Genomic DNA, 19106 nt, shown 5'->3' with positions numbered 1-19106 from the left:
GTTGGCATGGCGAACATGTTTGCCCTGATCCTGGTGATTGCCACACTGGTGACGGGGCTGTTGTGGTGTCTGGATAAGTTTATCTTTGCTCCGAAACGTCGCGAACGTCAGGCCGCCGCGCAGGCTGCCACGGGCGACCAGTTGGATCCGAATACCCTGAAGAAAGTCAGCCCTAAGCCGGGCTGGCTGGAAACAGGCGCTTCGGTCTTTCCGGTGCTGGCCATTGTGCTGGTGGTACGTTCGTTTATCTATGAACCTTTCCAGATCCCATCCGGTTCGATGATGCCAACGCTGCTGATCGGTGATTTTATTCTGGTCGAGAAGTTTGCTTATGGCATTAAAGATCCGATCTACCAGAAAACGCTGATCGAAACCGGCCATCCAAAACGCGGCGATATCGTGGTGTTCAAATATCCGGACGATCCGCGTCTGGATTACATCAAACGTACCGTTGGCGTACCGGGTGATAAGGTAACCTATAATCCGGTTTCCAAAGAGGTGACGGTTCAGCCTGGCTGCAGTTCCGGCACCGCTTGCGGTAGCGCATTACCGGTGACCTATTCCGGCGTTGAGCCAAGCGACTTTGTGCAGACCTTTGCCCGTCGCAACGGCGGCGAAGCGACCAGCGGTTTCTTCCTGCTGCCGAAAGGCGAGACCAAAGAGAACGGTATTCGTCTGAACGAGCGTAAAGAGACCCTGGGCGATGTGACGCACCGTATCCTGACCGTCTCCATCGCGCAGGATCAGTTGGGCATGTACTATCAGCAGAAGGGGCAGCAGCTGGCGACCTGGATCGTGCCACCGGGACACTACTTCATGATGGGTGATAACCGCGATAACAGCGCGGACAGCCGTTACTGGGGCTTTGTGCCGGAAGCGAACCTGGTGGGTAAAGCCACCACCATCTGGATGAGCTTCGAGAAACAGGAAGGCGAATGGCCAACCGGCGTACGGTTAAATCGTATTGGCGGCATCCATTAATTCCTGATAAATGAGCACGTAGCCTCTTTAACCAGAGGCTACGTGAATTATTTCACTGATAAATCTCTTCTGACTAACGACAACCCCTGTCGTTGCGTATAGAATATTCCCCCGAAGTTTAAGGTTGGCGCTGATTCAGTGCCACGGCACACGAAACCGCGTTGGCTTTCTCAGGACGGTTTCGTGTGCTGCATTTTTGACGCATTTATTCTATTGGTATCGCATGAACCCCATCGTAATTAATCGGCTTCAACGGAAGCTGGGCTACACTTTTCAGCATCAGGAGTTGTTGCAACAGGCATTAACCCATCGCAGTGCCAGCAGCAAACACAATGAGCGACTCGAATTTCTGGGCGACTCCATTTTAAGTTTTGTTATTGCGAATGCGCTTTATCACCGTTTCCCGCGTGTGGATGAAGGCGATATGAGCCGCATGCGCGCAACGCTGGTACGTGGCAATACGCTTGCCGAAATTGCCCGTGAATTTGAACTGGGTGAATGCCTGCGACTCGGGCCTGGCGAACTGAAAAGCGGCGGCTTCCGTCGTGAATCTATTCTCGCGGATACGGTCGAAGCGTTAATCGGTGGTGTTTTCCTCGACAGCGATATCCAGACGGTGGAGCAGCTGATCCTGAACTGGTATCAGACGCGTCTGGATGAGATCAGCCCGGGTGATAAACAGAAAGATCCAAAAACCCGTTTGCAGGAGTATTTGCAGGGTCGCCATCTGCCGCTGCCATCTTATCTGGTGGTGCAGGTTCGTGGCGAAGCACACGATCAGGAGTTTACCATCCATTGCCAGGTCAGTGGCCTGAGTGAACCGGTGGTTGGCACAGGTTCAAGCCGTCGTAAGGCGGAACAGGCTGCCGCCGAACAGGCGCTGAAAATGCTGGAGCTGGAATGAGCGAAGAAAAAAGTTATTGTGGATTTATTGCCATCGTCGGACGTCCGAACGTAGGCAAATCAACCCTGCTGAATAATCTGCTGGGGCAAAAGATCTCTATTACCTCCCGCAAGGCGCAGACCACGCGTCACCGCATTGTCGGTATCCATACCGAAGGGGCATATCAGGCGATTTATGTCGATACCCCGGGTCTGCATATGGAAGAGAAGCGCGCCATTAACCGTCTGATGAACAAGGCGGCGAGCAGCTCTATCGGCGACGTTGAGCTGGTGATTTTTGTTGTCGAAGGTACCCGCTGGACCCCGGACGACGAGATGGTGCTGAACAAACTGCGTGACGGTAAAACGCCGGTGATCCTCGCGGTCAACAAAGTGGACAACGTGCAGGAAAAAGCCGATCTGCTGCCGCATCTGCAGTGGTTGGGTAGCCAGATGAACTTCCTCGATATCGTCCCGCTCTCTGCCGAGACCGGTCTGAACGTCGACACCATCGCGGGCATCGTGCGCAAGCATCTGCCGGAAGCGATTCATCACTTCCCGGAAGAGTACATCACTGACCGTTCTCAGCGCTTTATGGCGTCTGAAATTATTCGCGAAAAGCTGATGCGTTTCCTTGGCGCGGAACTGCCGTACTCTGTCACCGTTGAAATCGAACGTTTCCAGACTAACGAGCGCGGCGGATATGACATCAACGGGCTGATCCTCGTTGAGCGCGAAGGGCAGAAGAAGATGGTGATTGGCAATAAAGGTGCCAAAATCAAAACCATCGGTATCGAAGCCCGTAAGGATATGCAGGAGATGTTCGAAGCGCCGGTTCACCTGGAACTGTGGGTGAAAGTGAAATCTGGCTGGGCCGATGACGAGCGCGCACTGCGCAGTCTTGGTTACGGCGACGACGTATAAGCCACTAAAACGTGGATGGATGGCAAAGAGCCTTTGTCCTTCACAGTCGTCCCTGGAGCGAAACCAGCCTGATGCTGGACGTCTTCACGGAAGAGTCAGGCCGCGTGCGCCTTGTTGCCAAAGGCGCACGTTCTAAACGTTCTAATCTGAAAGGTGCTTTGCAGCCCTTCACACCGCTGCTGGTGCGCTTTGGCGGACGTGGGGAAGTGAAAACCCTGCGCAGTGCTGAAGCCGTCTCTCTGGCGCTCCCTCTCTCTGGTATTACGCTCTACAGCGGTCTGTATGTTAACGAGCTTATTACGCGCGTGCTTGAACATGAGACCCGCTTCTCTGAACTCTTTTTCGATTATCTGCACTGTCTTCAGGCGCTGGCTGGCGTGAGCGGCTCGCCCGAGCCTGTGCTGCGCCGCTTTGAGCTGGCGTTGCTCGGGCATCTGGGATACGGCGTCGATTTTCTGCACTGCGCGGGCAGCGGCGAACCAGTCGAAGACACCATGACCTACCGCTATCGCGAAGAGAAGGGCTTTATCGCCAGCGTGGTTATCGACAACAGCACCTTTACCGGGCGGGATCTGCGGGCGCTGGCGGAACGCGAATTTCCGGACGCCAGCACCCTGCGGGCGGCAAAACGCTTTACCCGTATTGCGCTCAAGCCGTATCTTGGTGGCAAGCCCTTAAAGAGCCGCGAATTATTCAGGCAGTTTATGCCAAAGCGTAAATGAACAACGAGAAACCGAGGATTGTCATGGCTGAATTACTGTTAGGCGTCAACATTGACCATATCGCCACGCTGCGCAATGCGCGCGGAACCGCCTATCCTGACCCGGTCCAGGCGGCCTTTATCGCCGAGCAGGCGGGTGCCGACGGCATTACCGTGCATCTGCGCGAGGACCGTCGCCATATTACCGACCGCGATGTGCGCATCCTGCGCCAGACCCTGGACACCCGCATGAATCTGGAGATGGCCGTCACCGAAGAGATGCTGGCGATTGCCGTTGAGACCAAACCGCACTTCTGCTGCCTGGTGCCGGAAAAGCGCCAGGAAGTGACCACCGAAGGCGGGCTGGATGTGGCCGGTCAGCTGGATAAGATGCGTGACGCCTGCAAACGTCTGGCCGATGCCGGGATTTTAGTATCCCTGTTTATCGATGCCGATGAAGCGCAGATCAAAGCCGCCGCCGACGTTGGCGCGCCGTTTATTGAGATCCACACCGGCTGCTACGCCGATGCCGAAGACGAAGCGACCCAGGCGAAAGAGCTCGATCGCATCGCCAAAGCGGCAACCTACGCGGCGGGTCTGGGTCTGAAGGTGAATGCTGGTCACGGTCTGACCTATCATAACGTTAAGGCCATTGCGGCGATCCCGGAGATGCATGAGCTGAACATCGGCCATGCGATTATCGGGCGCGCGGTGATGAGCGGTCTGAAAGAGGCGGTGTCAGAGATGAAGCGTCTGATGCTGGAAGCCCGCAAGTAATGGCTATCCTCGGCTTAGGCACGGATATTGTTGAGATCGCCCGCATCGAAGCGGTGATTGCCCGCAGCGGCGATCGCCTTGCCCGTCGGGTGCTCAGCGATAACGAGTGGGCCATCTGGGAAGCGCACCAGCAACCGGTGCGTTTTCTTGCCAAACGTTTTGCGGTGAAGGAGGCGGCGGCAAAAGCCTTCGGTACCGGCATCCGCAACGGTCTGGCGTTCAATCAGTTCGAAGTCTTTAACGATGAGCTGGGTAAACCGCGCCTCAGGCTGTGGGGCGAGGCGCTAAATCTGGCAGAAAAGCTGGGCGTGGCGAACATGCATGTGACGCTGGCGGATGAACGCCATTACGCCTGCGCCACGGTGATTATCGAAAGTTAAATTTTATCGGCGTGGTGCATCAGAACGAACTTGTCCCACAGCTGCTCTTCCGATTCAGGATGTGCCGGATCTTTCAGGATAGTATTGGGGATCGGGCACACCTTCTGGCAGGTTGGCGTCTCATAATGGCCCACGCACTCGGTGCAGCGGTCGCTGTTAATCTCGTAAATGCTCGCTCCCATTGAAATTGCCTGATTAGGGCATTCGGGTTCGCACATATCGCAATTGATGCATTTTTTGGTGATTAACAGCGCCATCAGGAAATTCTCAGAAACAACACAAACAGGGCGGGCATTATACGCTCATTGTCTGTTCAAACCAGTTTTTTTACCAATGCCTCGCTGTGGCGAATACGTTCCGGGGCATGCTCCAGATCCTGCTGAACCAACGCCATAAACAGCAGATCGGTCAGCATCATCTGCGCGCTGGTGGACGAGATCGCCGCGCTGCGGGTGGCCTGCTCTTCGGCAATGGTATACAGACAGCGCGTGGCCCGCTGCTGCAGGGCATTGGGAGTAAAGCCGGTGATCGCCAGAATTTTGCCCCCCACGCGCAGCGCTTCATCAGCGGCCAGATTAATCTCGCGGCGTTCGCCAGAATAGGAGAGGGCCAACAGCAGATCATCAGGCTCCATCGCCTGTACGGTAGCCAGCAGGGCATGCATGTCCTGTTCGACAATGGCAATCACACCGATTTTATTCAGCTTCCAGCCGAAGTTACGCGCCACCAGCCCCGAGGCGCCGATGCCGGTTAGGATCACCCGTCTTGCCGCCCGCAGCATGGCCACGCTCTCCAGCAGCTTCTCTTCGCTGTTGACGTCGAGGGTGGCATGCATCGCCGCCACGTTCTCTTTGATGAGCTTTTCCCCGACCAGGCGCATCGGATCGTCGCCGCGGATCTGGTTATGAACCGGCATGGATTGCGGATTTGGGTTGCTGGCCAGCGCCTCGCTGAGCGCCAGTTTCAGGGCGGGGAAACCTTTGAAACCAATCTTTTGCGCGAATTTCACTACGCTTGACTGGCTCACGCCCGCCTCGCTGGCAAGCTGCTGAGAGCTTAAATGGCGGGCACGATCGGGCTGCGAGAGTAAAAAATCCGCCAGCTTTTTATCGCTCTGGGCAAAACCCGCGTATCGCTGGCGGATGCGAATTAGACAGTTCATAGGGACTCCTGGCGAAATGTGATGACTGCAGCAAATGCGAATTCTGCTCGCCTGAATGAATTTTATATTCCATGATAATGCGATTATTATGAATTAAAAATTCTTGAGGTACAAAAAAATGAATCTCGGCTCACTGGTATCAGAATCCCGCAACCCACAAACCCTGGACCTGGACGCACTCTCCACGCTTGACCTTGTTCATCGCTTCAACCAACAGGATACGCTGGTCGCGCAGGCAGTGAAAGAAACATTGCCCGAGGTGGCGAAAGCGGTGGATGCCGCGGCAGATGCGCTGAAAGCGGGGGGACGCATTATCTATATGGGGGCGGGCACCAGCGGGCGTCTGGGGGTGCTGGATGCTTCAGAGTGCCCACCCACCTTCGGCGTACCACATGGCCTGGTGATCGGCCTCATCGCCGGTGGGCCGGGAGCGCTGCTGAAAGCGGTGGAAGGGGCAGAGGACAGCAAGCAGCTCGGTGAAGACGATCTCAAAGCGCTTAACCTGACCGCGCAGGATCTGGTGGTCGGGCTGGCGGCCTCCGGGCGCACGCCGTACGTCATTGGCGGGCTGGAGTATGCGAACCAGACCGGCTGCACTACCGTGGCCATCTCCTGCAATCCCGGTTCCCCCATCGCCCAGGTGGCGACGATCGCTATCTCGCCGGTGGTAGGCCCGGAAGCGCTGACCGGCTCCACCCGCCTGAAATCCGGCACGGCGCAAAAGCTGGTGCTGAATATGATCTCCACCGGGGCAATGGTCAAGTTCGGTAAGGTCTACCAGAACCTGATGGTGGACATGAAAGCGACCAACGTGAAGCTCATTGACCGGGCGTGTCGCATGGTGGTCGAAGCCACAGGGAGCTCCCGCGAAGAGGCGGAAGAGGTGCTGAAACAGACCGGGTACGACGTCAAACCGGCCATTCTGATGATTTTAAGCGGGCTGGATGCCGCTGCGGCGCGCGCCAGGCTTGACGCGCATCAGGGATTCTTACGTGCGGCATTAGAAAACTAAAGAGGCGTACATGGAAAAAACAGTAGCGCTCGCCAGCGGTATTCTTGCGGGGATCGGCGGAGAAAAAAATATACGGCGTCTGGAAAACTGTATGACGCGAGTGAGGGTGGAAGTGCAGGATGACGACAAGCTCGATCCGGCCACCCTGAAAAAACTGCCTGGCGTCAGCGGATACGTAAAGCAGGGGGAGCAGCACCAGCTCATCGTCGGGCCGGGTAAAGCCGCGCAGGTAGTGGATGCCATGCGCTCCCTGATGGGCGGGGCGGTGATTGATGATGCCGAGCGCACCAAAGCGCAGGCAAAAGCGAAATATAAAGCCCCGATGAGCGATGCGCTACGCATGCTGGCGAATGTCTTTATTCCGCTCATTCCGGCCTTTATTGCCTCGGGGCTCATCACCGGCATTATCAATATCCTCAAACGCCCGGACATTGTCGGGGATTTTGCGACCCACTATCCAAACCTGCTCGGGATCCTCGGCATTTTCGGCAGCGCGGTCTTTGCCATCATGAACATTCTGGTGGGGGTTAATACCGCCAAAGTGTTTGGCGGCTCGCAGGCGTTAGGCGGGGTGATGGCCGGCATTCTCTCCAGCCCGCAGCTGGCGCAGATCACCCTGTTCGGTGAAGCGCTGCAGCCGGGGCGCGGCGGGGTGATCGCCGTGTTGCTGGTGGTGGTGCTGATGTGCTGGCTCGAGAAAAAGCTGCGTAATGTCCTGCCAGGCTCTCTGGAGCTGATCCTCAATCCGCTGCTGACCACGCTTATCACCGGCAGTATCGCCATCATCGCCCTGCAGCCGCTGGGAGGCTGGATCTCGGAGTCCATTGCCCACGGTGCCTCCTGGGCTATCGATCGCGGTGGATTCCTGGTGGGGGCGGTGCTGTCGGGCACCTTCCTGCCGCTGGTGCTGACCGGTTTACATCAGGGGCTGGTGCCGATCCACGTTGAGCTGGTGCAGGCGCACGGTTACAACGCCCTGCTGCCTATTCTGGCGATGGCCGGAGTCGGACAGATCGGCGCGGCCATCGCGGTGCTGATGAAAACCCGCAACGCACGCCTGAAAAAGGTAATTAAAGGGGCGCTGCCGGTCGGGCTGCTGGGCATCGGCGAGCCGCTGATTTTTGGCGTCACCCTCCCGCTCGGCAAGCCGTTTATCGGGGCCTGTCTGGGTGGCGCGGTCGGTGGGGCGCTGATCGGTTACTGGAAAGTGGCGACCGTCATCACCTTTGGTATTTCCGGATTACCGCTGGCATTAACCATCGTGACCGGAAAAGTCATGCTCTATCTGTTAGGCTATCTGGTAGCGGTGATCGCCGGGTTCCTGTTTACCTGGCTGTTAGGGTTTAACGATCCAGAGGAGTAAGGTTTGGCAAATAACGAGCGTCGTGTTGTCTTTTTTGACCTGGACGGAACGCTGCATCAGCAGGATATGTTCGGCACCTTTATGCGCTATTTACTGCGCCGACAGCCCCTGAATGCCCTGCTCGTATTGCCCTTGCTGCCAATCATTGGCGGCGTGTTGCTGGTGAAGGGGCGCGCCGCTCGCTGGCCGATGAGCCTGTTGCTGTGGGGGTGTACCTTCGGCCACAGCGAAGCCCGGCTTAAACAGCTGGAGAAAGAGTTTGTCACCTGGTTTCGCAAACATGTCACCGCCTTTCCGGTGGTGCAGGATCGGCTGACAAACTACCTGGACGCCAACGATGCCGACATCTGGCTCATCACCGGCTCGCCGCAGTCGCTGGTGGAACAGGTCTACTTTGATACCCCCTGGCTGCCGCGCGTTAACCTGATCGCCACCCAGATTGGCCGCGCCTATGGCGGCTGGGTGCTGACCATGCGCTGTCTCGGGCATGAGAAGGTGGCACAGCTGGAGAAGAAAATCGGCACCCCGCTGCGGCTCTACAGCGGCTACAGCGACAGCAAACAGGATAACCCGCTGCTCTACTTCTGCCAGCACCGCTGGCGCGTTACGCCGCTGGGCGAACTTCAGCAACTGGAATGATTTTGTGATTATGCATAGCGGGTGTGTATAATGCGCCCGCTTTTCAGACTGGAGTATGCTGCGTTGTCCGACCCTGAACTTAATCATGAATACTGGATGCGCCATGCGCTCCAGCTTGCCCAACGTGCCTGGGATGAAGGCGAAGTCCCGGTCGGTGCCGTGCTGGTACACAATAATCAGGTGATCGGCGAGGGCTGGAATCGCCCGATTGGTCGCCATGACCCCACCGCCCATGCCGAAATTATGGCCCTGCGCCAGGGCGGACTGGTGCTGCAAAACTACCGCCTGCTGGACACCACCCTGTATGTCACTCTCGAACCTTGCGTCATGTGCTCCGGCGCCATGATCCACAGCCGGATCGGTACGGTGGTGTATGGGGCGCGGGATGAAAAAACCGGTGCGGCAGGTTCGCTGCTGGACGTGCTCAGCCATCCCGGCATGAACCATCAGGTCAAGGTTATTGGAGAGGTGTTGGCACCAGCGTGTTCGGCGATGCTAAGTGACTTCTTTCGAATGCGGCGTCAGCAGAAAAAGCAGCAAAAGGCAGAATGGAAGTTATCGGGTGAGTAAGCTCCTCCGGTGCCACCACCGGATAGGCCTGGGCCAGCTGCTGGGCTGCCTGCGCCTCTTTCTCTTTCTCCATCAGATACCCCACCAGGCTTATCTGATATTTGCGGATGTTTTCCACGTAGGCGTACGCCTCGTGGCCGCGCGCGTAGCCATAGGTCAACTTGCTGTAATAAGGCTTCTGGCTCAGCAGCGGCAGACGCTGTTTTACGTCTGACCAGCTGTCGGGGTTGCCTTTGGTTTTCGCGGTCAGGGCGCGGGCGTCGATCATGTGGGCATAGCCCATGTTATAGGCCGCCAGCGCAAACCAGATCCGCTCCTCTTCCGGGACGCTCTCCGGCACTCTGTCCATCATCGCCTGCAGGTAGCGCGCGCCGCCGCTGATGCTCTGCTCAGCATCGGTACGGTCGGTTAGTCCCAGGCTTTGGGCGGTATTTTTGGTCAGCATCATCAGGCCGCGTACCCCGGTTGGCGAGGTGGCCAGTGCGTCCCAGTGAGACTCCTGATAAGAGATGGCGGCCAGCAGTCGCCAGTCAATCTCCTGGGCATACTTCACAAACAGGGGCTTCAGCGTCGGCAGGACATTATCCACCGCCCGCAGGAAGCTGCGGGTATCGACATAGTCGAAGCCCTCCCCGTGACCGAGGTACTTCTCCTCCAGACGCGCCAGCGTGCCGTCTTCATTCATCCTGTTAAAGAAATCGAGCATGGCGGCGGAAAGCGTCTGGTCGGCGTCGAGAGGGCTGAACCAGGTGACAGGCTGCTCGTCAGTGACGTCCAGCGCCACGGCCAGCTCCGGGTGAACGCGCTGGAACAGGCTGATGGCAACCGAGTCGGCGATGGTGTAGGGCAGTTTCCCGTCTGTCACCTGCTCCAGCAGCGCCGTGGTGCCGAGCTTCTTATCAACCTTCCAGCTAAGTTCAGGGTACTTTTTTTCTTTCAGCGCCCGAAGGTCGTCAATGACAACATGGCCCGGGGCAACGGTGAGCTGCTCGGCGGTGAGCCCGGCAAGCGTGCGTGGTCGCAGGCTGCCCACGCGATAGACCAGCTGCTGCGAGACAGAGTAGTAGGTTGGGCCTGGCTGATAGTTTTTGCTGCGCTCGCTGTTATAGACCAGGCCAGCAGCCAGCATGTCAGCCTTATCATTGTCCAGGTCGTCAAACAGCTGGCTGATGTTCTGGCGTACCGTAATTCTGAGCTTTACGCCCAGATAGTCAGCAAAATGCTGCGCCAGCTCGTAATCCAGCCCAATGACTTTATCGTTGATCGCACTGTAGGTGAGGGGAGAGGCCACGGTACTGACGCGCAGCTCCCCCCGCGCCTGAATGGCGGCGATGCGATTTTCGGCTTTACCGAACCAAGGGATTGAAGGCCACAGGGCCGCTGCCAACAGCAGGGTCACGATGCCGATGAACAGATAATTAATCTTTAATTTTTTCAATAAGTTGATTCTATGCGCTGTGTATTATTCTGTTGTTTATTGGCCATAGTAAAAACAAGTATTACCAAAGATTTCGCGGCATTTTGCGTAAAGTTGCGCCACTTGGCAACTTATTAGCGGGAAAGGCAACACCAATGGTTAAATGACGACGACGATTTTATTACGACGCAAACGGTTTCGTCGGCGCGCAGGATCCACTATAATGGCGCCCGTTTTCCCCCCTTGCGCACACTGTAAGCGCCTCCGGCGCTTCGAAGACGAGAGACTTATGATGGAAATTCTGCGTGGTTCGCCTGCACTGTCTGCCTTCCGTATCAATAAACTGCTGGCACGTTTTCAGGCGGCCGACCTTCCGGTAAGCAATATTTACGCTGAGTATGTCCATTTTGCTGACCTGAATGCTCCCTTAACGTCAGAGGATTTAGTCCGGCTTGAGCGCCTGCTGAAGTACGGGCCAAGCCTGAGCAGCCATACCCCGAACGGTAAACTTCTGCTGGTTACGCCTCGTCCGGGTACCATCTCCCCCTGGTCTTCTAAAGCAACCGACATCGCCCATAACTGTGGTCTGAGCCAGATTAATCGTCTGGAGCGGGGCGTGGCCTATTACGTTGAAGCCGCAAGCCTGACTGATGAACAGTGGTCAGCCGTGGCAACAGAACTGCACGACCGCATGATGGAGAGCGTGTTCGCCTCTCTCGACGACGCGCAGCAGCTTTTCTCTCACCATCAGCCTGCGCCCGTGCAGAGCGTGGACCTGCTGGGTGAGGGCCGTCAGGCGCTGATTGACGCCAACCTGCGTTTAGGCCTGGCGCTGGCAGAAGATGAGATTGACTACCTGCAGGACGCGTTCATTAAGCTGAACCGCAACCCGAACGACATCGAACTCTATATGTTCGCGCAGGCCAACTCAGAGCACTGCCGCCACAAGATTTTTAACGCCGACTGGGTTATCGACGGCGAGCAGCAGCCGAAGTCGCTGTTCAAAATGATCAAAAACACCTTCGAGCAAACCCCTGATCATGTGCTGTCCGCCTACAAAGACAACGCCGCAGTTATGGAGGGTTCCGAGGTGGGCCGCTTCTTCGCCGATCGCGAAGCGGGGCGCTATGATTTCCATCAGGAGCCGGCGCATATCCTGATGAAGGTGGAAACCCATAACCACCCGACGGCTATTTCGCCGTGGCCAGGTGCCGCCACCGGCTCCGGCGGTGAAATCCGTGACGAAGGTGCAACCGGCCGTGGGGCAAAACCAAAAGCGGGTCTGGTCGGCTTCTCCGTCTCCAACCTGCGCATCCCGGGCTTTGAACAGCCGTGGGAAGAAGATTTTGGCAAACCAGAGCGTATTGTTACCGCGCTGGATATCATGACCGACGGACCGCTGGGCGGCGCGGCGTTTAACAACGAATTTGGTCGTCCGGCACTGAACGGTTACTTCCGTACCTACGAAGAAAAAGTGGACAGCCACAACGGCGAAGAGCTGCGTGGCTACCATAAGCCGATCATGCTGGCTGGCGGGATCGGCAACATTCGCGCCGATCACGTGCAGAAGGGCGAGATCGTCGTAGGTGCCAAGCTGATCGTGCTGGGCGGCCCGGCGATGAATATCGGTCTGGGCGGCGGGGCAGCCTCCTCTATGGCATCCGGCCAGTCTGATGCAGATCTCGACTTCGCCTCCGTACAGCGCGACAACCCGGAGATGGAGCGCCGTTGCCAGGAGGTGATCGACCGCTGCTGGCAGCTGGGCGATGCCAACCCGATCCTCTTTATTCATGACGTGGGTGCGGGCGGTCTCTCCAACGCCATGCCGGAGCTGGTGAGCGACGGCAACCGCGGGGGCCGCTTCAACCTGCGCGATATCCTGAGTGATGAACCCGGCATGAGCCCGCTGGAGATCTGGTGTAACGAATCTCAGGAGCGCTACGTGCTGGCCGTTGCCCCGGATCAGCTGCCGTTGTTTGACGAGCTCTGCCGTCGCGAGCGCGCCCCGTATGCGGTGATCGGTGAGGCCACCGAAGAGATGCACCTCTCCTTAAGCGATACCCATTTCGACAACCAGCCGATCGATCTGCCGCTGGACGTGCTGCTGGGTAAAACGCCGAAGATGACTCGCGACGTTGAATCCCGCAAAGCGAGCGGTAAAGCGCTCGACCTGCAGGGTGTGACGATTGCCGAGGCGGTAAACCGCGTTCTGCATCTGCCGGCGGTGGCGGAGAAAACCTTCCTTGTCACCATCGGTGACCGTACCGTGACCGGCATGGTCGCCCGCGATCAGATGGTGGGCCCGTGGCAGGTCCCGGTGGCGAACTGCGCGGTCACTACCGCCAGCCTTGACAGCTACTATGGCGAAGCGATGGCGCTGGGCGAACGCTCCCCGGTGGCGCTGCTGGACTTTGCCGCTTCTGCCCGCCTGGCGGTAGGTGAAGCGCTGACTAACATCGCCGCCACCCAGATTGGCGACATCAAACGTATCAAGCTCTCCGCCAACTGGATGGCCGCAGCCGGTCACCCGGGTGAAGACGCCGGGCTGTACGAAGCGGTTAAAGCGGTGGGTGAAGAGCTCTGTCCGGCGCTGGGCCTGACCATTCCGGTGGGCAAAGACTCCATGTCGATGAAAACCCGCTGGCAGGAAGGTAACGAGCAGCGCGAGATGACCTCTCCGCTGTCGCTGGTGATCACCGCCTTTGCCCGCGTGGAAGACGTGCGTCACACCATCACGCCGCAGCTCTCTACCGAAGATAACGCCCTGCTGCTGATTGACCTGGGTAAAGGTCATAACGCACTGGGTGCCACCGCGCTGGCGCAGGTTTATCGCCAGCTGGGTGACAAAGCGGCAGACGTGCGCGATGTGGCGCAGCTGAAGGGCTTCTACGACGCTATTCAGGCGCTGGTGGCCCAACGCAAACTGCTGGCCTACCATGACCGTTCCGACGGCGGCCTGCTGGTCACCCTGGCGGAAATGGCCTTCACCGGCCACTGCGGCGTGGAAGCCAACATCGCCAGCCTGGGCGAGGATCGTCTGGCAGCGCTGTTCAACGAAGAGCTGGGTGCGGTGATTCAGGTGCGTGCGGCCGATCGCGAGGCGGTGGAAGCGCTGCTGGCGCAGCACGGCCTGGGCGACTGCGTCCATTACCTGGGTAAAGCAGTGACCGGGGATCGCTTTGTTATCGACGCCAACGGCCAGGCCGTCTTTGCCGAAAGCCGCTCCACGCTGCGTATGTGGTGGGCGGAAACCACCTGGCAGATGCAGCGTCTGCGTGATAACCCGGCGTGTGCCGATCAGGAGCATGAGGCGAAAGCCAACGACAACGATCCGGGCCTGAACGTCAAACTCTCGTTCGACATTAACGAAGACATCGCCGCGCCGTACATTGCGAAGGGTGCGCGTCCGAAAGTAGCTGTCCTGCGTGAGCAGGGCGTGAACTCCCACGTTGAGATGGCGGCCGCCTTCCACCGTGCAGGCTTCGATGCCATCGACGTTCACATGAGCGACCTGCTGGCAGGGCGCACCGGTCTGGCCGATTTCCAGGCGCTGGTGGCTTGCGGCGGCTTCTCTTACGGTGACGTGCTGGGCGCGGGCGAGGGCTGGGCAAAATCCATCCTCTTCAACGAACGCGTCCGCGATGAGTTCGAAACCTTCTTCCACCGTCCACAGACCCTGGCGCTGGGCGTCTGTAACGGCTGCCAGATGATGTCTAACCTGCGTGAGCTGATCCCGGGCAGCGAAGCCTGGCCGCGCTTTGTGCGTAACCAGTCCGATCGCTTCGAAGCGCGTTTCAGCCTGGTGGAAGTGACCCAGAGCCCGTCTCTGCTGCTGCAGGGAATGGTGGGATCGCAGATGCCGATCGCTGTCTCCCACGGTGAAGGGCAGGTTGAACTGCGTGATGCCGCGCATCTGGCGGAGCTGGAAAGCAAAGGTCTGGTGGCGCTGCGCTTTGTCGACAACTTCGGCAAGGTAACGCAAAACTACCCGGCAAACCCGAACGGCTCTGCCAACGGGATCACCGCGGTGACCAGCGAAAGCGGTCGCGTCACGGTGATGATGCCGCACCCTGAGCGCGTATTCCGCACCGTCAGTAACTCCTGGCACCCGGAAAACTGGGGCGAGGACAGCCCGTGGATGCGTATCTTCCGCAACGCGCGTAAGCAGTTAGGTTAAGAGATCGTTGTTGTGCCCGGGGGCGCTTCGCTTACCGGGCCTCCAAAAGCCGGATAAATTTTGTAGGCCGGGCAAAGGCAGTGCCGCCCGGCAATTCCTCAGTGTCGCAAATGTGCGACAACTCACATTCTGCGGTGTCGCCAAAAGGCGACACTTAAGTTTGTGATTTTTATAATGGTAGTAAGGATTCTGCCAGAGTGTTGCTGATTAGCGACAGATAGCCTGAAAATCATCACGCGCTGAATAAGTACGCAAAGCTCTATAAATTCATATTTTTCAACACATTAATATTTTTATTTGCATTTTGGCACATCTGTTGCATAATAGTAACCAGTGGCTCATTCACCTTCTTATGTCAGCCCCTTCGGGACGTGCTACATAAACTTCGAATGACGCACAAAAAGGTGCCTGCCGTCCAACTACTGATCATAGCGTTGCTTTATCAGACCCAGGGCGAAACGTCGAGTTAGGCACCGCCTCATTCCGCAACAAAGCCGGGTTTTTAACCCGGCTTTGTTGTATCTGAACGCATGTCCGGCTAGCATCCCCTTACCCCCTCGCGACAGAGAGTAATGCGTTGAAACGCTGGCCAGTTTTCCCTCGCTCCTTACGACAGTTAGTCATGATGGCCTTCCTGCTGATCCTGCTGCCTTTGCTGGTGCTGGCATGGCAGGCGTGGCAGAGCCTGAACGCGCTCAGCGCGCAGGCGGCGCTGACCAACAGAACCACCCTGATTGATGCCCGCCGCAGCGAGGCGATGACCAATGCCGCCCTGGAGATGGAGCGCAGCTACCGGCAGTATTGCGTCCTCGACGACAGAACGCTGGCGCGGGTGTACCAGGATCAGCGTAAGCGCTACAGCGATATGCTCGACGCCCATGCCGGTGTACTGCCCGACGATAAGCTCTATCAGACGTTGCGCCAGGATCTTAACGCTCTGTCCCAGCTGCAGTGCATTAACAGCGGGCCTGATGCCCAGGCCGCTATGCGACTGGAAGCCTTTGCGAATGCCAATACCGAGATGGTTCAGGCGACCCGGTCGGTGATCTTCTCCCGCGGGCAACAGCTCCAGCAGGAGATTGCCGAGCGCGGCCAGTTCTTTGGCTGGCAGACGCTGGTCCTTTTTCTGCTCAGCCTGCTGTTAGTGGTGCTCTTCACCCGGATGATCATCGGCCCGGTTAAGGGCATTGAGCGGATGATCAACCGGCTGGGGGAGGGGCGCTCGCTGGGCAATACCGTGGCCTTTACCGGCCCGCGCGAGCTGCGTTCGGTCGGGCAACGTATCATCTGGCTGTCGGAGCGGCTGTCATGGCTCGAATCCCAACGTCACCAGTTTTTACGCCATATTTCCCACGAACTGAAAACGCCCCTCGCCAGCATGCGTGAGGGCACCGAACTGCTGGCCGATGAGGTTGCCGGGCCGCTGACCCCGGAGCAAAGAGAGATTGTCGAGATCCTTGATGCCAGCAGCCGCAACCTGCAAAAGCTGATTGAACAGCTGCTCGACTACAACCGTAAACTGGCCGACGGCATCCCGGAGCTTGAGCGCGTCGAGCTCGCGCCGCTGGTGGATATGGTGCTGTCTGCTCACAGCCTGCCTGCTCGCGCTAAAATGATGCATACTGAACTGGCGCTGGCGACACCCGCCTGTTTAGCCGAGCCGATGCTGCTGATGAGCGTGCTGGATAATCTTTATTCCAATGCGGTGCACTATGGTATTGAATCCGGTACCATTTATGTTCGCAGTTTTACGCGCGGCTCGCGAGTCTGTATCGATGTCGCCAACACCGGAAGCCCGATCCCCGACGATGAAAAAGCGATGATCTTTGAACCCTTTTATCAGGGTAGCCATCAACGAAAAGGGGCGGTGAAGGGAAGCGGCCTGGGGCTGAGTATCGCACGCGACTGTATTCGTCGTATGCATGGAGAGCTTAACCTTGTCACTGACGACCGTACCGATGTCTGTTTTCGCATCGAACTGCCGCTTGAGTCGGAAAAACCACTAAAATGAATCTAAATCTGGTGAGTATGTCACACGTCTTTTCCCGCGCCATTAACGCGGTATTTTCCGGTCACTCTCTCTTTCTGAGCCTTCCCTGCCTGCTGCTGGCCGGGTGCGTCACCAGTACGCCGACCAGTGCCATCAGCGACAAGCAGGGTGAAAAATTGCCTGAGCATCAGCTGGCGGACTTCCTGTCTACCGACTGCAATAATATCTGGCAGCTGCACGGTCAGGAGACCGACAGCAACCCGCTTTACTGGCTGCGCGGCATGGACTGCGCAGATCGCCTCTCACCCGCCGCCGCGCGCGCAGAGGCGAGGGGATGGGACGATGATACCTGGCAGGAGAGTTTTAAGCGCGGGATCCTGCTGGCCAATGCCAAAATTAATCCCGTGGAGCGGCGCCAGTTGACCACCCGGCTGGATGCGCTGAGCCCGCAGATCCCGGCCCAGGTGCGCCCGCTGTATCAGCTGTGGCGACACGGTCAGGTGCTGCAACTGCAGCTGGCAGAGGAGCGTTTCCGCTACGGTAAGCTGCAGCAGACCACCGACGGTGAACTGGATACCCTGCGCCAGCAGCAGCAATACCTGCGGGCGCAGCTGGACACCACAACCCGCAAGCTGGAAAACCTGACCGATATTGAACGGCAGCTCTCCACCCGTAAGCCGGTCAGTAACTATCTGCCGGACGCGCCGAAGAGTGCCGCGTCGCCCGCCGGCACCGAGGGTGATGCGACAGAGCCGAAAAGCGATGCCCCGAAACAGGAGGACGTAAAGCCATGACAAGCCGAAAACCTGCGCATCTTTTGCTGGTGGATGACGATCCCGGTTTGCTGAAGCTGCTGGGGATGCGTCTGGTGAGCGAGGGTTACAGCATCGTGACCGCCGAAAGTGGTCAGGAGGGGCTGAAAGTGTTGGGCCGCGAGAAGATCGATCTGGTGATAAGCGATCTGCGGATGGACGAAATGGGCGGCATGCAGCTCTTCACCGAGATCCAGAAGCTCCAGCCCGGCATGCCGGTGATTATTCTTACCGCCCACGGCTCCATCCCCGATGCGGTGGCCGCCACCCAGCAGGGGGTCTTTAGCTTCCTCACCAAGCCGGTGGATAAAGACGCGCTCTACAAAGCGATTGATGATGCCCTGGAACACGCCGCCCCCTCCGGCGACGAAACGTGGCGGGAGGCGATCGTTACCCGCAGCCCGATTATGCTGCGTCTGCTGGAGCAGGCGCGCATGGTGGCGCAGTCCGATGTCAGCGTGCTGATTAACGGCCAGAGCGGCACAGGGAAAGAGATCCTCGCCCAGGCCATTCACAACGCCAGCCCGCGCGGCAAAAACGCCTTTATCGCCATTAACTGCGGGGCGCTGCCCGAGCAGCTGTTGGAGTCCGAGCTCTTTGGACACGCGCGCGGCGCCTTTACCGGCGCGGTCAGCAGCCGGGAAGGGCTTTTCCAGGCGGCGGAAGGCGGCACGCTATTCCTCGATGAAATTGGCGACATGCCGGCGCCCCTGCAGGTTAAACTGCTGCGCGTGTTGCAGGAGCGCAAGGTCAGACCGCTCGGCAGTAACCGCGATATCGACATCAACGTGCGCATCATCTCCGCGACCCACCGGGATCTGCCCAAGGCGATGGCGCGCAACGAGTTTCGTGAAGACCTCTTCTACCGTCTCAACGTTGTTAACCTGAAGATCCCGGCGCTGGCGGAGCGGGCAGAAGATATTCCGCTGCTCGCTACTCAGCTGCTGCGCCAGGCCGCGGAGCGGCACAAGCCGTTTGTCCGTGCATTTTCCACCGACGCCATGAAGCGGCTGATGACCGCCAGCTGGCCCGGTAACGTGCGTCAGCTGGTGAACGTGATTGAGCAGTGCGTGGCGCTCACCTCCTCGCCGGTGATCAGCGATGCGCTGGTGGAGCAGGCGCTGGAGGGCGAAAACACCGCCCTGCCGACCTTCGTTGAAGCCCGCAACCAGTTTGAGCTTAACTATCTGCGTAAGTTACTGCAGATCACCAAAGGCAACGTCACCCATGCGGCGCGCATGGCTGGGCGTAACCGCACCGAGTTTTATAAACTGCTCTCGCGCCATGAGCTGGAAGCAAACGATTTTAAAGAGTGATGCG

Annotated in this window: 17 protein-coding genes; 14 read left to right on the top strand and 3 right to left on the bottom strand. The window is 58.1% G+C overall.

What is annotated here, in order from left to right; genetic code table 11:
• Positions 1-6 precede the first annotated feature (6 nt).
• From lepB to acpS, 6 genes are all read left to right on the top strand, one after another.
• Positions 7-981 carry a signal peptidase I gene (lepB, locus tag ACOKCT_RS09530; RefSeq protein WP_103180754.1) on the top strand — a complete coding sequence of 325 codons (975 nt, stop codon included), beginning with the start codon at positions 7-9 and terminating at the stop codon, positions 979-981.
• A gap of 223 nt (positions 982-1204) precedes the next feature.
• A complete protein-coding gene (gene rnc, locus ACOKCT_RS09525; RefSeq protein WP_103180753.1) occupies positions 1205-1885 on the top strand; it encodes a ribonuclease III in 681 nt (226 codons plus the stop codon).
• Positions 1882-2787: a GTPase Era gene (gene era / locus ACOKCT_RS09520; protein ID WP_103180752.1), complete on the top strand. Its 906-nt coding sequence runs from the start codon at positions 1882-1884 to the stop codon at positions 2785-2787. The genes rnc and era overlap by 4 nt, the downstream gene beginning before the upstream one ends.
• A gap of 11 nt (positions 2788-2798) precedes the next feature.
• Positions 2799-3509 carry a DNA repair protein RecO gene (gene recO / locus ACOKCT_RS09515; protein ID WP_103180751.1) on the top strand — a complete coding sequence of 237 codons (711 nt, stop codon included), beginning with the start codon at positions 2799-2801 and terminating at the stop codon, positions 3507-3509.
• A 23-nt stretch (positions 3510-3532) separates the two neighbouring features.
• Positions 3533-4264: a pyridoxine 5'-phosphate synthase gene (pdxJ, locus tag ACOKCT_RS09510; protein WP_103181123.1), complete on the top strand. Its 732-nt coding sequence runs from the start codon at positions 3533-3535 to the stop codon at positions 4262-4264.
• Positions 4264-4644: a holo-ACP synthase gene (gene acpS, locus ACOKCT_RS09505; protein ID WP_103180750.1), complete on the top strand. Its 381-nt coding sequence runs from the start codon at positions 4264-4266 to the stop codon at positions 4642-4644. The genes pdxJ and acpS overlap by 1 nt, the downstream gene beginning before the upstream one ends.
• Here the strand turns inward: acpS and ACOKCT_RS09500 are convergent.
• Together ACOKCT_RS09500 and ACOKCT_RS09495 are read right to left on the bottom strand one after the other, a co-directional pair.
• Positions 4641-4901 (bottom strand): YfhL family 4Fe-4S dicluster ferredoxin, encoded by a 261-nt coding sequence (locus ACOKCT_RS09500; protein ID WP_103180749.1) that lies wholly within the window; start codon positions 4899-4901, stop codon positions 4641-4643. The two genes, acpS and ACOKCT_RS09500, sit on opposite strands and share 4 nt — an antisense overlap.
• Before the next feature lie 56 nt (positions 4902-4957).
• Positions 4958-5806 (bottom strand): MurR/RpiR family transcriptional regulator, encoded by an 849-nt coding sequence (locus ACOKCT_RS09495; RefSeq protein ID WP_039029756.1) that lies wholly within the window; start codon positions 5804-5806, stop codon positions 4958-4960.
• A gap of 118 nt (positions 5807-5924) precedes the next feature.
• On the opposite strand from ACOKCT_RS09495, the gene murQ reads away from it, so the two are divergent.
• The 4 genes from murQ to tadA are packed head-to-tail and all read left to right on the top strand — an operon-like array spanning position 5925 to position 9390.
• Positions 5925-6818, top strand: coding sequence for an N-acetylmuramic acid 6-phosphate etherase (murQ, locus tag ACOKCT_RS09490; protein ID WP_103180748.1), 894 nt, complete (start codon positions 5925-5927; stop codon positions 6816-6818).
• 10 nt (positions 6819-6828) lie between these two features.
• Positions 6829-8181 (top strand): PTS transporter subunit EIIC, encoded by a 1353-nt coding sequence (locus tag ACOKCT_RS09485; RefSeq protein ID WP_103180747.1) that lies wholly within the window; start codon positions 6829-6831, stop codon positions 8179-8181.
• A gap of 3 nt (positions 8182-8184) precedes the next feature.
• A complete protein-coding gene (yfhb, locus tag ACOKCT_RS09480) occupies positions 8185-8820 on the top strand; it encodes a phosphatidylglycerophosphatase C (RefSeq protein ID WP_103180746.1) in 636 nt (211 codons plus the stop codon).
• Between the two features lie 30 nt (positions 8821-8850).
• A complete protein-coding gene (tadA, locus tag ACOKCT_RS09475; protein WP_103180745.1) occupies positions 8851-9390 on the top strand; it encodes a tRNA adenosine(34) deaminase TadA in 540 nt (179 codons plus the stop codon).
• Here the strand turns inward: tadA and mltF are convergent.
• Positions 9278-10828 (bottom strand): membrane-bound lytic murein transglycosylase MltF, encoded by a 1551-nt coding sequence (mltF, locus tag ACOKCT_RS09470; protein WP_156655040.1) that lies wholly within the window; start codon positions 10826-10828, stop codon positions 9278-9280. The genes tadA and mltF overlap by 113 nt on opposite strands.
• 268 nt (positions 10829-11096) lie before the next feature.
• Here mltF and purL point away from each other — a divergent pair, with 268 nt between their 5' ends.
• The 4 genes from purL (at position 11097) to glrR (ending at position 19102) form a co-directional block, all read left to right on the top strand.
• Positions 11097-14984 carry a phosphoribosylformylglycinamidine synthase gene (gene purL, locus ACOKCT_RS09465; protein WP_420193400.1) on the top strand — a complete coding sequence of 1296 codons (3888 nt, stop codon included), beginning with the start codon at positions 11097-11099 and terminating at the stop codon, positions 14982-14984.
• Between the two features lie 577 nt (positions 14985-15561).
• Positions 15562-16995: a two component system sensor histidine kinase QseE/GlrK gene (gene qseE, locus ACOKCT_RS09460; RefSeq protein ID WP_197431814.1), complete on the top strand. Its 1434-nt coding sequence runs from the start codon at positions 15562-15564 to the stop codon at positions 16993-16995.
• Positions 16992-17768, top strand: a complete 777-nt coding sequence (qseG, locus tag ACOKCT_RS09455; protein ID WP_103180740.1) for a two-component system QseEF-associated lipoprotein QseG — start codon at positions 16992-16994, stop codon at positions 17766-17768. The genes qseE and qseG overlap by 4 nt, the downstream gene beginning before the upstream one ends.
• On the top strand, positions 17765-19102 hold the full coding sequence (gene glrR, locus ACOKCT_RS09450; protein ID WP_420193399.1) for a two-component system response regulator GlrR: 1338 nt from the start codon (positions 17765-17767) through the stop codon (positions 19100-19102). Before qseG ends, glrR begins: the two co-directional genes overlap by 4 nt.
• Positions 19103-19106: the final 4 nt, after the last annotated feature.

Source organism: Leclercia sp. M-A074-M (genome assembly GCF_965195605.1).
In the GTDB taxonomy this organism is placed as follows: Bacteria; Pseudomonadota; Gammaproteobacteria; order Enterobacterales; family Enterobacteriaceae; genus Enterobacter.
The sequence above is the reverse complement of the archived record's forward strand: the minus strand, read 5'-3'. Positions and strand labels throughout refer to the sequence as shown.